16 protein-coding genes are annotated in these 14,161 nt (G+C 46.8%); 1 reads left to right on the top strand and 15 read right to left on the bottom strand.

What is annotated here, in order from left to right:
• Nucleotides 1-295 precede the first annotated feature (295 nt).
• The 11 genes from BMX50_RS17565 to BMX50_RS17510 all read right to left on the bottom strand — a co-directional run bounded on the left by BMX50_RS17565 (nt 296) and on the right by BMX50_RS17510 (nt 10,486).
• Nucleotides 296-847, bottom strand: coding sequence for a hypothetical protein (locus BMX50_RS17565; protein WP_091211817.1), 552 nt, complete (start codon nt 845-847; stop codon nt 296-298).
• A 63-nt stretch (nt 848-910) separates the two neighbouring features.
• Entirely contained in the window at nt 911-1,468 is a 558-nt protein-coding gene (locus tag BMX50_RS17560; RefSeq protein ID WP_091211816.1) for a DUF1543 domain-containing protein, read from the bottom strand.
• A complete protein-coding gene (locus tag BMX50_RS17555; RefSeq protein ID WP_091211815.1) occupies nt 1,465-3,138 on the bottom strand; it encodes an FAD/NAD(P)-binding protein in 1,674 nt (557 codons plus the stop codon). The genes BMX50_RS17560 and BMX50_RS17555 overlap by 4 nt, the downstream gene beginning before the upstream one ends.
• Before the next feature lie 84 nt (nt 3,139-3,222).
• Complete coding sequence (locus tag BMX50_RS17550; RefSeq protein ID WP_167667986.1) at nt 3,223-3,687, bottom strand: DUF1003 domain-containing protein; 465 nt, start codon at nt 3,685-3,687, stop codon at nt 3,223-3,225.
• A gap of 35 nt (nt 3,688-3,722) precedes the next feature.
• Complete coding sequence (locus tag BMX50_RS17545; RefSeq protein WP_091211813.1) at nt 3,723-5,537, bottom strand: alpha-amylase family glycosyl hydrolase; 1,815 nt, start codon at nt 5,535-5,537, stop codon at nt 3,723-3,725.
• 108 nt (nt 5,538-5,645) lie between these two features.
• Complete coding sequence (locus tag BMX50_RS17540; RefSeq protein ID WP_091211812.1) at nt 5,646-6,131, bottom strand: low affinity iron permease family protein; 486 nt, start codon at nt 6,129-6,131, stop codon at nt 5,646-5,648.
• An 84-nt stretch (nt 6,132-6,215) separates the two neighbouring features.
• Nucleotides 6,216-6,692, bottom strand: coding sequence for an ankyrin repeat domain-containing protein (locus tag BMX50_RS17535; protein ID WP_091211811.1), 477 nt, complete (start codon nt 6,690-6,692; stop codon nt 6,216-6,218).
• Between the two features lies 1 nt (nt 6,693).
• The gene (locus BMX50_RS17530) at nt 6,694-8,850 is read right to left on the bottom strand and encodes a catalase (protein ID WP_091211810.1); all 2,157 of its coding nucleotides are present in this window, start codon (nt 8,848-8,850) and stop codon (nt 6,694-6,696) included.
• Between the two features lie 541 nt (nt 8,851-9,391).
• Complete coding sequence (locus BMX50_RS17520) at nt 9,392-9,901, bottom strand: 2'-5' RNA ligase family protein (protein WP_091211808.1); 510 nt, start codon at nt 9,899-9,901, stop codon at nt 9,392-9,394.
• The gene (locus BMX50_RS17515; RefSeq protein ID WP_091211807.1) at nt 9,877-10,020 is read right to left on the bottom strand and encodes a DUF2256 domain-containing protein; all 144 of its coding nucleotides are present in this window, start codon (nt 10,018-10,020) and stop codon (nt 9,877-9,879) included. The genes BMX50_RS17520 and BMX50_RS17515 overlap by 25 nt, the downstream gene beginning before the upstream one ends.
• Nucleotides 10,007-10,486, bottom strand: coding sequence for a DUF4385 domain-containing protein (locus BMX50_RS17510; protein WP_091211806.1), 480 nt, complete (start codon nt 10,484-10,486; stop codon nt 10,007-10,009). Before BMX50_RS17510 ends, BMX50_RS17515 begins: the two co-directional genes overlap by 14 nt.
• 237 nt (nt 10,487-10,723) lie before the next feature.
• On the opposite strand from BMX50_RS17510, the gene BMX50_RS17505 reads away from it, so the two are divergent.
• Nucleotides 10,724-11,062: a helix-turn-helix domain-containing protein gene (locus tag BMX50_RS17505; RefSeq protein WP_091211805.1), complete on the top strand. Its 339-nt coding sequence runs from the start codon at nt 10,724-10,726 to the stop codon at nt 11,060-11,062.
• Between the two features lie 167 nt (nt 11,063-11,229).
• On the opposite strand, the gene BMX50_RS17500 is transcribed toward BMX50_RS17505, so the two are convergent.
• From BMX50_RS17500 to BMX50_RS35210, 4 genes are all read right to left on the bottom strand, one after another.
• Nucleotides 11,230-11,838, bottom strand: coding sequence for an SOS response-associated peptidase family protein (locus BMX50_RS17500; RefSeq protein WP_091211804.1), 609 nt, complete (start codon nt 11,836-11,838; stop codon nt 11,230-11,232).
• Nucleotides 11,839-11,968: 130 nt separating this feature from the next.
• The gene (locus BMX50_RS34310; RefSeq protein WP_143065206.1) at nt 11,969-12,403 is read right to left on the bottom strand and encodes a hypothetical protein; all 435 of its coding nucleotides are present in this window, start codon (nt 12,401-12,403) and stop codon (nt 11,969-11,971) included.
• A gap of 7 nt (nt 12,404-12,410) precedes the next feature.
• Nucleotides 12,411-13,664 carry a Y-family DNA polymerase gene (locus BMX50_RS17490; RefSeq protein ID WP_091211802.1) on the bottom strand — a complete coding sequence of 418 codons (1,254 nt, stop codon included), beginning with the start codon at nt 13,662-13,664 and terminating at the stop codon, nt 12,411-12,413.
• Nucleotides 13,648-14,025, bottom strand: coding sequence for a LexA family protein (locus tag BMX50_RS35210; RefSeq protein WP_394332318.1), 378 nt, complete (start codon nt 14,023-14,025; stop codon nt 13,648-13,650). The genes BMX50_RS17490 and BMX50_RS35210 overlap by 17 nt, the downstream gene beginning before the upstream one ends.
• Nucleotides 14,026-14,161 lie beyond the last annotated feature (136 nt).

Here is a 14,161-nt window from a genome sequence, read left to right as displayed (position 1 = left end):
TGTTTACAGCCTGGTCGGGTTACCCATACGCGTTTTCTGCTATTTCAGGAGACCAGTTACTTCGGAACATAAGGAAAAGCCAGCTACTGCAGCCTTGCCGGTTATTGTGATTTCAGCCAGTAATGATGGAAAATCAATAGCGATGAACGCAGGGGCGAGTGATCTTATCGCTAAGCCATTCGATTTAGCTGTGCTAATAAAAAAGGTCAATCCATATATTAAGGCTGCCTGAAAAAGCTCACCGCCCTTTATTTATGCATGACTATACAGCTGCCTTACAATATTAATAGTGTAACTAGTTCACATTGTTTGAATTAAGACTATACGCATGGTCCAGTACTTTTTGATGCAAGGCTGTGCTCCCTTTATCCAGGCGCTCCAGCAAGCGGATTTTTCGTTTTAGGTACCGGTGCACTTTTTCAGGTTCATAGCGGAGCTTCCAATCCATATTGTATAGGAGATCGGCATATTTAACCGTTTGTGCTGCGGGGCTGACCTTCCGCAGACGCTTGTTTTCTTTTCGCTGCCGCTCCTTTTTGCTGAGTTCGGGGTAAGCCTCGCAGGTATAATGATCTGTTAATTCAAGTACCAATCCTAAAATAGCATTTCTTTCCCCCAGGCTGTATGAACAGGAAGACAAAGCAGAAATCAGCTCATCGTTGCTGCAAATCCCATCTTCAAGCATATCATGGCACAGCCCTGCTTCGTAACCGAACGCAGTATAATTCGCCGCTATTTCCGCAACCGCCGAAACATGATGAATGTAAGGCACATTACTCAGCGGAATAATTTTTCCCTCATAGCGTTTTTTTACCCATTCCAATAAACATGCTGATTTTATTGCCATAACTTCGATTAAAACACCAAGTGCGGCGCTTGTTGTAAAAATTGATCTTTCTTCGGGAGCAGTTTAGCCCAGCTGGCTCATTTTTAAATATCCCAGGTGGACTTCGTCTACGGAAGCATTTTCCACCGCAGTTAAGTGAATATGCCAGCGCGCCTTTGTTTCCGGTGATAACAAGTCTTCGATCCGGTAGATGTCGTCCACATCAATGCCATATTTTTCATCGATATGAGCATCCGCTCCTTTCAGACCTTTGATAGTCGCGGTTCTGAAAAAAGCCGTCATTTTACTCGCTTTCAGAGCGGAGATCCGGTCATCCTGTACCGTTAATAAGGTGTAATGCTGTTCTTCCAGCTTTCCCGAAGTGTAACCACCCAGGTTAATAAAGAAAATGCGTTTATTGTTTCCGTAATCCTGTCCGGGCATAATGTCGACGCGGTAACCGTCCACAAAGTTGATCTCCCGCCAGCCATCGATATGCAGGCTGTTCCCCGCTTCCGGCCAAAACCCGACAAATTGCTGTTTGAGGTCACCAAGTTTTTCAGCAATCCCGAAAAAGAAATCGTGCTGCTCGACATTCCTTTTCGGCGCCTTCGAGCCCAGTAAGACCATAAATAATTTCATAGGCTATCGATAATGGCTTTAGAGGCCGCTTCACAAAAATCCAGGCCGGAATAATCCGGATTAAATCCCCCTATGAACGGCACGGCCATGATATAGATCCGTTCGTTCAGCGCATTGTACTCATCAACTGCCTGAAAGCTGTCATTGATACTTACACCCGGCACCGTCAGATAATAGTTCTCCTGATCATCAACTACCACCTGTTGCTGATCATCGCTCATCATTTGCCTGCCCTTTTCCGGATCCCTGAACCGTAAGCGCGCCGGGCTAACCGTGCGGTTTTGCAACAGGCCAGGATATGGCAATTCTTCATAATTCAAATGGGGCTGCCCGATGCAATCCACAAAAGTTTGGTAATGCGTGCCATCGATAAGCACGCCCCCGTCCTCGCCTGGCTCGAAAGAGCCCTCTTCTCCCACGGCAAGCAGCTCCAGTTTCCCGGCCTGGTGCATCGCCAGCAGAGTTTCAGCCGAACTTTGTGGTACAAAAGCGATCACAACGGAAATAAGTGGCATCAACTTTTTTCGCATCCTTAGCCAATCTTCCGCTGAAAAATACTTGGCGGGATAATTCATGGCAAAGCTCAGGATGGCCAGCATTTCTTTCCAGTAAACTGACTCGCGTTTTTTTATAGACTGTTCCGCCTCCGCGTATTCCTCTTTAAGCAATTCAAAGGGGTCAGTCCGCTCGCGCCGTTCCATGATCCAGTCCACGAAGGTTTCCATGTTCATTTCTTTGATCTGCTCATAAAATCCCGGATCCTGCCTTAAAATTCCGGCTTTGAAATTCTTTTCAAAAACATAGTCCAAAGGCAAAAAACCGTCATGCTGTGCGCGCATGGCTTCTACCTCTTCAGCAGGCAATACCGTTTCTTTGCCTAAATGTGAATCTTCCAGATGAAACCGTACTGCAGGCAGCAGTCCATTGCGGGAATACATGACGATTCTGAAATTCGGATCATCGGCCGTAAAACACAGTTTCCCATCTATTTTCTTAAAAGTGCCGTTATGCCTACCCAAAGTCCGGATCGCGTCGATGGCTGTTAGCGACGAACCACGTATGGCGACAGCGTGATTTACCTTTACACTTATCTTGGCCGGCGGATAAGGTGAATCAAACCAGCCTTTGACTTTCCCTTCATACCTGAGCGGCCAAAGGTGGCCGGTACAGATGACGACGCGGTCGAAATCAAAGCTTCGGTCATCCTCCAGCAAAACTTTTACTTTTCTTTTAACGGGGTCATCGATGACATCAGCCACAATGCTCTTGTAACAGACCGTTGTTTCGATTCCTTTTTCCCCGGCTTGTTTAAGGAGCAGGTTAAACTGATCATTCAGATACTGTCCGAATAGCAAACGTGGGAGGACTTTATAGTCATTAAAATTCCCGGGATCGATATGATACTTGTCCAGCGTATCTTTAGGAACTTTTTTGATCCAGTCAGCCAAATCGTTCATCAATTCCGGGATTTCGTTGCCGGAAACATTGGTGACATGTTCATCCGCAGCGCCATTGTGCCCATAAGGCATGCCGTAACCGAGGCGGTCGTTTTTTTCAAAAATAGTAATGTTCAGACCCGGCAGTCCGCGGGCAACCAAACGTTTGAATATGAACAGTGCAGCGGGCCCGCCGCCTAAAATAGCCATTTCTTGAGAATTACCTTTTTTCATTGTTATCAATACCTCCAAAGAATATGTCGCTTACGAAAAATGTGCATTAACCGAATAACTGCGCATAATTGGCATCATCATGTGTTAACTGTTCTTCCTGATCTTTTCGTGAATGTCGGCGATATCCGTTTGTTTTTTCATTTCTTCCAGTTCCTGATCATTATTGGTTATACCTAGCTTTTGCTGAATTGTATGCAGCATTTCCAGTATCTTGGTGATCTCATGCTCAGCGCGTACGTTTACTTCGAATTCTACCTGCTCGCGGATCTTTTCCAGACGGCGCTGCCGCTTTTGACTGATCAAAACCGCAACAGAAAGCACGATAGCAAATATCGACAGTATCGTGTCAAGCACATTAAACGGAGCCTCGTCAAATGGTTGCAGTCCTTTAATCAGTCCGAAGTTCCAAAGCAGGTAAAACCCAATTAGGGCGAGGAATGCAATCAAAAGCCACACGCTACCCAATATATCCGACAGCAGGATTGCTGCCCGGTCAGCTGGCCCTCCTTTAGGATCAGGTACAGAACGCGAAACAGATTTTCCCTTCATTCCTTCAATCGTTAAGTTCATTCCCCACACCAAGATCATTTATCCTGCGAAAGTATAATGGCCGAGTAGGGTCCTGCCGAGATACTGGCTGAATGCGGATATCCATCGCATTCCTGTTCTTCAGCATTGGTATCCAATACGGTATAATCACCGAACTCCTGGTCATAGCCTTCCCAATCGCTGTTGAAACGAATCTTCCACAGTCCCGCGCCCGGCATGCCTATCCGATAATCGGAGTAGGCTTGTCCTGAGAAGTTCAGCACGACGACTGTGGTATCTCCCGCCCCTCCCTCCTGCCAGCGCTGAAACACCAGCATTTTCTTCTCATTATCTACCCTGATGACTTCGGTATTTCGCCCGGTTAATCCTTCGCTGATACCACCTTTATTCAAGCGTAGACGGATCAGGTCTCGGTGCAAGCGTACGAATCCGTTGAATTCCTTCTCCCGGTTCCAGTCAATGGGGTCCGTATCGGAAAACCAGCGGTCTTCCAGAAGCTCATGTCCCTGGAAGATCATCGGGATCCCGGGCGAAGTCAGTACCATCGCCATTCCCAGCGATGCGCGTTTTTTAGAATACCAGTTATTCACGTCACCGTCGGAAATCTCTTCGGCCACCCGGGCTTTCCCGTTGGCTACCTCGTCATGACTTTCGGTATAAACGATCCTATGAAAGGGATCGCCGCTATATTGTCGCATCAGCGCCGCTTCCATCGCGTACATATCCCTTTCGGCATCCTCCGGCGCAATGATTGCGTAGCGCACAGGGTGCACGAAATCACCATCCCATTGAGCTCCAAAGCCCAAACCATCACCCTCGGCCGGGTTAGTAATACTATCGAGGCCATGCAGGTCTTCTGCGATGGTCAGTTTCCAGGGAAATTTTTCAGCGATCTCCCCGTTGATCCAGCGGAGCAGGCTAAGCCCGTCTTCCAGCATGCTGCCCGGACTCTCATCAGCGTGTACATTCCTGATGTAGGGGATCATATCCATACGCAGTCCGTCCACCCGGTATTCTTCCAGCCACATCAGGGCATTATCACGCAAGTATTGCCTGACCTCTCCCCTGCCGTAATCAGGGCGGGTATCCCCCCACGGTGTCTCCGACTTCCAGTCATTATAAAAATAGACACCGCCTTTGCCGTTCTCTGACCAGCCATCAAACTGCCAGAGATCGAGGTCGCCCGGGCCGAAGTGATTGTAGACCACATCCAGGATGACAGCGATGCCCTGCTCGTGTGCTGCTTTTACCAGGCTTTTGAACGCGTCTGGGCCGCCGTATTCCGATTCGATTGCGAAGGGCTGCGCAGGGTTATATCCCCAGGAAAAGCCACCGGGAAATTCGAAAGGAGGCATTACCTCGATGGCATTGATCCCCAGCTCTTTCAAATAAGGCAGCTTTTCGATCACACCATACAGATTCCCGGGCTTTCCTTCTTCTTTAACATTAAAGGTGCCGGTATGAAGCTCGTAGATCACCAGTTTATTCCAGGAGGGCATTTGGTATTGAGTTTCGCCCCAGTCAAACCGGTTACCGTCATATATAACGCCATTGCCTGCAGAGTTAGTCATCTGTTTGGCATATGGATCATTCCGGAAAAACTCACCATAAGGTGTTTGGAGGAAATACTTATATTCATCGCCGGTTTTGGCGTCCGCTGCCGTTCCTGCCCAGTAACCATTACCTTCGCTTTCCAGCGGGTCAGATGTTTTAGCAAAATTATTAAAACTGCCGCTTACAAAGACAGCATCTGCGTTCGGTGCCCAAACACGGAAGTGGACACCTTGTTCAAGAGGCACGGCACCCATACCGGCCACCGTTGTATCAGAGGGTAAAAATGTATTTTTCATAGATCGCTTAATAAACAATCAGTGTAAAAAATGTTTGCGGCATTTGAGCAGTAATGTGGCAAAGCTGACTTTCAATCAATAAAATCGCCGCGGGCCATTTCATCTGCTTCAGGCATTTTCCCCTTCTTGTTTGCTATAAGACTTCCGTTTTTTAAGGTTTTCAGTTTTGTTACGGTTGTTCTCTTCGGCAGCATCGATAGAATGCGTACAAGTCAGGTCGTCTTCTTTTTCTGCCAGTTCAGCGATCTGCACATAGAACTTATGCAATTGATCAAGCTCTTTTTCGGTCAGGTTTTCTATATCCACCATCCGGTTGCTGGTGCCTTCATGGGAAGCGATAAGTTCGTTCAGTTTCAAATGGATCGCTTTGGAATCTTTGTTTTGTGATTTCTGGATCAGAAAAACCATCAGAAAGGTAATAATGGTCGTCCCGGTATTGATGATCAACTGCCAGGTCTGGGAATATTTAGCGATCGGGCCAGTGGCAGCCCAAATAACCACCGCTGACACTGCGAGAATAAAGGCGGCAGAACTGCCGGTAGCTTTGGTGGCCCATTCAGAAAAGCATTCAAAAAGGTTTTTCTTTCGTTTCATACAGTGTACCAGGAAGCCCCGCAGAAAACCTGCAGGGCCATATAATTAATTTTAAGAATGTTTTGTTTTGGTTACATGATGTGTTTATTGACTTTCTAAAACTTCAATGGCTTCTTCATTGCCTTGTTGCGCAGCCAGGTCGAATGCGCTAAGCCCACGGTTATCCGTTAGATTCCGGTTTGCACCGTTCGCCACCAATAACCGGATCATGTCGTTGCGTCCAAACATGGCGGCGAACATCAGCGCTGTACCGCCGTTACCATGCTGAAGATCAAGGTCTGCCCCGTACCGGATCAACAAGTCGGCAATAAGCGGGTAGCCCTTAAAGCAAACACCCATCAGGGCGGTATTACCGCCTGCGTCCCCTGTGTTGACATCTGCGCCCGCCTCCAGCAGCAGCTTTGCAGCGTCCTGCTGGTTGTTGTAACAGGCAATGATCAGTGCCGTATAACCTTTCTCGTCACGGTTGTTAACTGCCATCCCTTCATGAAGCAGCCGGTTTAGGGTATCCAGGTCACCGGTTCGGGCTGCCTGGAAGAATAAGGTATTGTTGACATCCATTTTATGCGGGTATTAACCTTGATTTTTCGCGTTCCCAAACCCTGTGCCCCTTAATGGCGGTAATAAAGTTTTTGATCATATCCTTTCCTGTTATGACGCCCGGATCATCTTTCACTTTTTGCGAGAAACCGGTAGCGGCCAATATGGCCTCCGTTCCATCTTCAAACGCTATAGCCTTACAATGCTTGAACGCTTCGTTCAGAAAATGCAAGGCATTTGCTTCGGCGTCCAAACCCTTCCCGCCGGCTACGTAAACCGCATCGAACAATACGGAAGCGGCACCTAGAAAGCTCTGGTCTGCTTCTACGCCATCACCGATCAAACCCAGTTTCGGAGCGATAACCTCCGCAACAGCGCCTTCGGCTTCCAAAGCAGCTTTGACGGCGTTAAGGGATTGTGCTTTTACGCCCTCAGCTGCCAGGATTGCGATCTTACGGCTTTTGATAGTGTCCTTGATGGTATTGGCCATACTTAAGGCAGGTGAAATTTTTACGGCGTTTTTACCTTTAACAGGTGCATAATCTGCAGGATCGCCATCTGCCGGAATATTTTGGTTGAGAACAGGTCCTTCAGGTACCTGCAAGCCAAGGCCGTCAGCCACCATTTTGGCCAGTGTCGCATCTATCTGCAGGAGCACACCCAGCATCCGTTCACGGACCGCGACGGTTTTTACCTTTCCAAGTTCAAAGGTCAATGCGTCGATGATGTGGTTCTTTTCCGGCTGCGACTGGCTGTTGAAGAATAAATTTGCCTGGCTGAAATGATCAAAGAAGCTTTTGTTCCTCGCCCTGATTTTGCGCGCCTCGATCCGCTGCTGGTAACTTACAAAACCGCCATTTGCTTCTTTCACCTGTTGCGGGTCATTGTTCCCTAAAGAATTTGGCCCGTAACTCGTTTTTCCCTTATTGATCATTTGGCGCATATGCCCATCGCGCTGGTTATTATGAACGCCATTTAGCGGACGATTGATCGGGATCTCCTGGAAGTTAGGACCTCCCAGGCGGCTCAGCTGTGTATCCGTATAAGAGAACAGGCGGCCCTGCAGCAAGGGGTCATTACTGAAATCTATCCCGGGTACGATGTGTCCCAGGTGAAACGCGACCTGTTCGGTCTCCGCAAAAAAATTGTCCGGGTTCCTGTTCAACGTCATTTTACCGATACGTTCAACGGGCACCAGTTCCTCCGGCACCAGCTTGGTCGGATCAAGCAGATCGAAATCGAACTTGAATTCGTCTTCTTCCGGTATGATCTGCACGCCCAGCTCCCATTCCGGGAAGGAACCGCTTTCGATGGCATCCCAAAGATCACGGCGATGAAAATCCGGGTCTTTACCGGAAATATTCTGCGCCTCGTCCCATGCCACGGAATGGACACCTAATAAGGGCTTCCAGTGAAATTTAACAAAACTGGCCTTACCTGCTTCGTTGATGAAGCGGAAGGTATGTACCCCGAACCCTTCCATCATCCGGAGGCTGCGCGGTATCGCACGGTCGCTCATTGCCCACATGATCATATGGGCAGATTCCGGCGTTAATGAAATAAAATCCCAAAAAGTATCGTGAGCGGAAGCCGCCTGCGGGATCTCATTATCCGGCTCGGGCTTAACGGCATGAATAAGGTCAGGAAATTTCATCGCATCCTGTATGAAAAATACGGGCATGTTATTGCCTACCAGGTCAAAGTTTCCTTCTTCGGTATAAAACCGCACGGCAAAGCCCCGTACATCCCTGGCGAGATCAGTTGAGCCTTTAGAGCCAGCCACCGTTGAGAACCTGACGAACACCGGAGTTTCTCTCTTGGTATCCAGTAAAAATTTTGCTTTGGTAGCTTTTGAAATATTTCCATAGGCCTTGAAAACGCCATGCGCCCCCGAACCGCGGGCATGTACCACCCGCTCCGGAATGCGTTCATGATCAAAATGAGTGATCTTTTCCCGCAATATAAAATCTTCCAGCAGGCTTGGCCCCCTGTCTCCGGCTTTTAAAGAATTCTGGTCGTCGTTGATGGCGAGACCTGTATTCGTGGTCATTGATTCCCCGGTGGCGTCGGCAGTATGGGCTATCAAACTTTCCGTTTTCGCATTCTCTGGCTGCGGTGCCAGCTTTTGATCTATAGCACTTTCAGTGCCTTTTTTGGGTGGCGTATTTTTCTTTTCCATATTTTCCGGTTAAAGCATACCCCATGAGGCTATTTGGGTATCCAGGTCTATCAATCTTGTTTATCAAAAAACGGAACTATTCTTAAATTGTTTGAAAATATTTATATTAAAACGAAAGTTTAAATACATAAATAGCCCAGGCATCAAACACACCAAATTGAAATCCAAGTCGCTGGGTATGGTATATAAATGATCAGGACCAGGGTTTCCTATAATTTCATTTTGAAAAAACAACCCTTAGTATTTAACTTTGAATAACTGATTATACCAAATGATGAGCGGACATAATATCCCCTATCATGATTGTTGACTTATACCCTACACCACCCAAAGTAAGCCCAGGCTGTTCGTGTGGGAAAAATACCTGTTCATCACTCAAGCGTGTGCCACGAACCCTGCTCATGAAAACTTTACTATTCTGGCTTCCCTTAAAGCGATATCGTTGCATGTCTTGTAAGAAGACGAGATGGGAATTAAATTAGCGATAGTATTGCAGTATGCTTTTACGTTTCGTTTCAATGTTTTACCTTGGACCGGTCCCCTAATGTTCATTTAAAAAATCATAACTTGAACTGTGACGCCATGGACCGCCCAGATACTCCCATAAGTCAAGTCCGGTGGCAGTGACTGTAAATGGCTTAAAATTTCCCATTAGCTCGATCAGCAAATCTTTGGATGCCGCCGGCGTCACTTTATTTTGAATCGTAATGTGGGGTTTGAATGGTTGCCGGTCCTGTGGAATTAATACCTTGTGAAAATATTGGCTTAATTTCCGATGCAACTCCTGCAATTCTCCCGAATCAATGTCGTAAGCCACACCTGCGCCGAGGTAACACAAGCCGGTAACCTTCATTGCAAAGATGCGATATTGCAAACTGCTGAAATATTCCCAAGTCATCACTTCACTGGGCAATTGGTGGAATAAAGTCAAATGTGCTTTAAGAAAATTCCGCTCCGGTGGAAAATGCCTCTTCCGCATTTCATTAAAGAATGCCTGGCTTTTCTCATCCAGCCTAAGGGTCAAGATCAGTGGGTTTTGTTCCGTCTGCATTTCTCCGAACAGTATTTAACTTCTTCCCAAACCTTTTCCAATTTTTTGCGCCAAACAAAGGGTTTGCCGCATGTAGTACATATCTTTTGCGGTAAATTTTCCTTTTTAAGCCCTCGCATGCTTCCAATCCTTTTTCATGGCAGCGTAAACTTCATTCGCCTCCGCTGCTTTCCATCTGGCATAAAATACTTTAGCCGCATCTGCTTTTTCCGGATCACCTGCACCCCGTTCCAACGAGACGTGACCCTGCGCCGCATCATACTTCCTGCCTCCCCTGTAATTCGTGTAACGGCGCGCCCGCGTGTACCTCATCTGCAAGTATTTCCGCGCCATGTCTGCACCCACAAAATCGCCGGCCGCTAAATATTCATTGAATAAATCATAGATCTTCTGGCTGCTTTCCTCAGCAATTGATTTTGTCTTAAAGCGCCAATATTTCCCGATCTCACTTTTGTAAGGTTCGCAGATCAGGACTCCCTGTTCACCTTTACCCACGCTGTATCGTTCTGGATATTTCTTATAGTCAATATCGGATTTCCAGGCGTATTTGGCCGCATCGAAATTCAGGTAGCTGGGTTGTTGCATTAATTAACCAACAAAAGAACAGGCCTAATGTTGCGCCTCCTTTTAAAAGGGTAAAACCATGGGACATCGCTTGCATAAAAACTGAAAGCCAATATCATTAAACTACGAGTACAAGGAAATTAAAGTTGAAAGTGATGACCTTGAGTTATTTGTCAAATTTCCTAAATGCTATTATTGGTATTAATATATCCATCTAAACACAAATTGGTATGTTTGAAATAATATAATTTTTATTTAATGAAAAATCTCGGGAAAAACATTCGCCTGCTACGGCACCAAAAAAGCTGGAGCCAGGAAGAGGCAGCGAGGCAGTTAGCTATATCAATTCCCGCATTCTCCAAAATCGAAACTGGTGTTACGGATATCAATTTATCCAGGCTGGAACAAATCGCAAAGCTATTTGAACTGCCGGTTACCGAATTATTGAGCATAGGCACAGCACGATCTGATGCTGATTCAGAAACGCTTGTGAAACTAAACATCAAAGTTCGGAACCGTGAGCTGGAATTGGCGGACCTTCAGAAAAAAGTGATCGAATTATATGAGGAGTTACGCCAGGTAAAAGTCACCATCTGAACATAGCTATAAACGCTGGACTTGCAAAGTGATAAAACAAGGCATTTATTTACCCTCAATCTGAACTAATAATCCGTTGCATCTTAAATCGGATTTGGCCGACCGCATGGAAACTAAGGCCTGGAATTAATGTTGTCACGTTGTAGCATTTAAGTATCAGATTTTGGCTATTTATGATCCTTATGGACAGTAATGAGCATGTTTTGCGGCGGGCAGGGCTTCATACGCAGTTCCTTCACCCGCTCCTGGCCGCTTAGACTGCCGTTAATCCAGTCTTTAACATCTGCTCGTTCCATGATCGCGGGCATCCGGTCGTGTATGCCGGCTATAGCCGAATTCGGAGGAACGGTGATCATGACAAATGTAGGGATCAAGATATTGGTTTTGATGTCGATCCAGATATCCCAGAGCCCGGCTATATAAAATGGGTGCCTATCCACTCGTTCAACTTTATAGGTAACTTGCTGCGCAGGATTATATTCAAAATAGGCCTGGACACGGGCAACGCAATGCTTTTTACCAACAAGTTCGCTCCAGAGCGGTACGAGGAAAAGCGACTCTACGCGCGCATGTTTGTTTTTACTGTGGATGCGGTCATCGTCCAATGAGAGTAATCCCCAGCGGAATTGCTGCACTTTTCCCGGCATAGCGTCGGTAACTACCGGAAGCATCGATCCCGGGTTACCTGCGGTATTGCTTTTCGCTGTATAAGTGCCGCCGTCGCGTGTGATGATCTTCAGATCTTTTTGTTCCCCTATTTCTACATGTCCGCACATATTGCTAAAAATATTAGAAATACAAAACTAATAAATTTAGTAAATAAGAAAAAAAATTAATTTAGAAATTAAATGTCATATCACACTGACCTTATGTTACCTAAAACCTGTTGCTAAACGGGACGGGCTGTTAATCGTTATTGAACCGGTAATGCCAGTCCGTTTCCTTTTTTTTCAGTTCAGCCGTTTTTTTTCCGTGATAACGTTCATCAATGAAAAACGTATGCCAATGGCTGACCTCTGAGATCATATGCCGAACGGTGATCGTGATCGTCAGGTCTGTTTTGCCGGCATGGGCCATGTGCTGGCTAATGACCAGGCAGCATTTGCGGACGAATTCATCAATATGTTTTTTCTTTTCTTCAGGCGGATAAAAAACTGTTTTGTAGTATTCATGATCGAAGCGCCGCAGGTCTATGGACAACCCGTGTTGCGGGTCGAACTCAAAAAGAAATTCCAGGTTAAAGCGGGTGATCTTATGAAGCAGCCGGGGATTATTCCACACCCACGCCATGAGTTCTTTCTTCAGTATTTCATACAACCTGCTATTGGAATAAGGTGTCATAACGGGTTTATTGGGTAACGATAATATCCTTCCAGGCCGTGGTATACTGATGGCTTAGAAATTCCTGTTTCATGATCCATTTACGCTCAAAGCTATCCGCTCCGAGGCGTACTGTACCGCGACCATAGCGGCTATTCAGGCCATCCATCAGTTCGGATAGCTTTTGCTCTTTGCTGTGCTCATAGTCGGAAAACATGTGGTATTGTACTTCTCCGGCGGGAATAATGCCCGTCGCCCTTACCCCTGTTTTCAGGTAATTGTAACCGGGCTGGTAAATAGCACGGATGGCCTGTACCGCTACACGCGTAAGTTGATGAGTGCTGTTTGCCGCAAAAGGTATTTTAACCGTGATGCTGGGGTAGTGCTGGTCATGTTTAACATTATGCTTGTTGGTCCGGAGATAGATAGTTAGCGTGAGAGCCATGCTTTGCTGCTGCCGCAGTTTCAGGGCAACTGTCGCGGCATGCATGGCAACGGCCTCCTCTAAGGGTTCCAATTCAGTCTGGTAACTATTGAAACTCTGGCTGCTTTCAATTCCTTTGGAACGTTCCGCGACATCTTTAATGATATTACAGGGCTTGCCCCACAATTCCTGATGCAGTCGCCAGCCCTGCACGGTCATGTGCTGACGCACAAAATCGGCTTTCAATTCGCGGAAATCATGGGCAGTCTTTACGCCGAATGCTGTGAGTTTATGATAGTATTGATGGCCGACTCCCCAAACATCTTCAATCGGAAAATCACGAACTGTAGCATATACCTTTTCATCCGTATCCAGCACAAGAAAGTTTCGCTTTTGTTTTTTGGCGGCTTTATTGGCCAGCTTGGCCAGCACCATGGTCGGCCCGACACCAACCGTGATCGGTAAACCGGTATGTCGCATCACATTCTCACTGATCGCGGCGGTGTGTTTTTCAAGGTCCAGATCACTGATATTACCCAATGCCATAAATGCCTCATCGATACTATACACCATCAATGTATAGGTATAACGCGCCAGGTTATTCATCAACCGGGCGCTCATGTCGGCATACAGCGCGTAGTTGCTGCTGAAAATGGCGGCATTGTTTTCCTTCAGGTTTTGCCTGACCATGAATTCCGCGTCAGCCATTTTAATGCCGATGGCCTTGGCCTCGTTGCTGCGGGCGATCACGCAGCCGTCATTGTTCGACAGGACGACCACTACCCTGCCTTCGAGCGCCGGGTTAAACAGCCGCTCACAGCTGATATAACAGTTATTGATATCAACATGTGCAAACACGTGCGTACCTCCCCGTTCTGTGTCGCGGTTGCAAGACCGGATTAAGTGTTAGAGTAACCACTCCCCAGCAAACCCAGGTTTCACTGTTTTCAATGGAGATCGAGTCTTTAGGTTCGTCGGCTTTAAGAATCAGTTTTGTTCCCTGCGGCTGGTATTCCCGCGTGTAAAAGCCGTCCTCATGGAAGAATACGACAATACTGCCAGGCACGGGTTGCAGCGTGCGGTCTATCACGAGCACATGATCTTTGAGGATGCAGTGGCCCCGCATTGAGTCGCTGCCCATCCGCATAAAAAAAGTATTATCGGGATCCATGACAATGATCTCCGATATGTCCAGTTCCGGTTCCTCATGTGTCAGCATCGGAAGCCGGAACCCCAGTACATCCCTTTTCTCCCGATGTTGCTTAAATCTCAGCATTTGTGCTCCTCCCTTTTTTGAGACATCAAAATTATCATCTTGTTTTTGTATTTGCTAATATTTTTAGCATAAATTTGTA

It is taken from the genome of Mucilaginibacter gossypiicola, assembly GCF_900110105.1.
Lineage (GTDB): Bacteria > Bacteroidota > Bacteroidia > Sphingobacteriales > Sphingobacteriaceae > Mucilaginibacter > Mucilaginibacter gossypiicola.
This window is presented reverse-complemented; position numbering and strand designations above follow the sequence as displayed.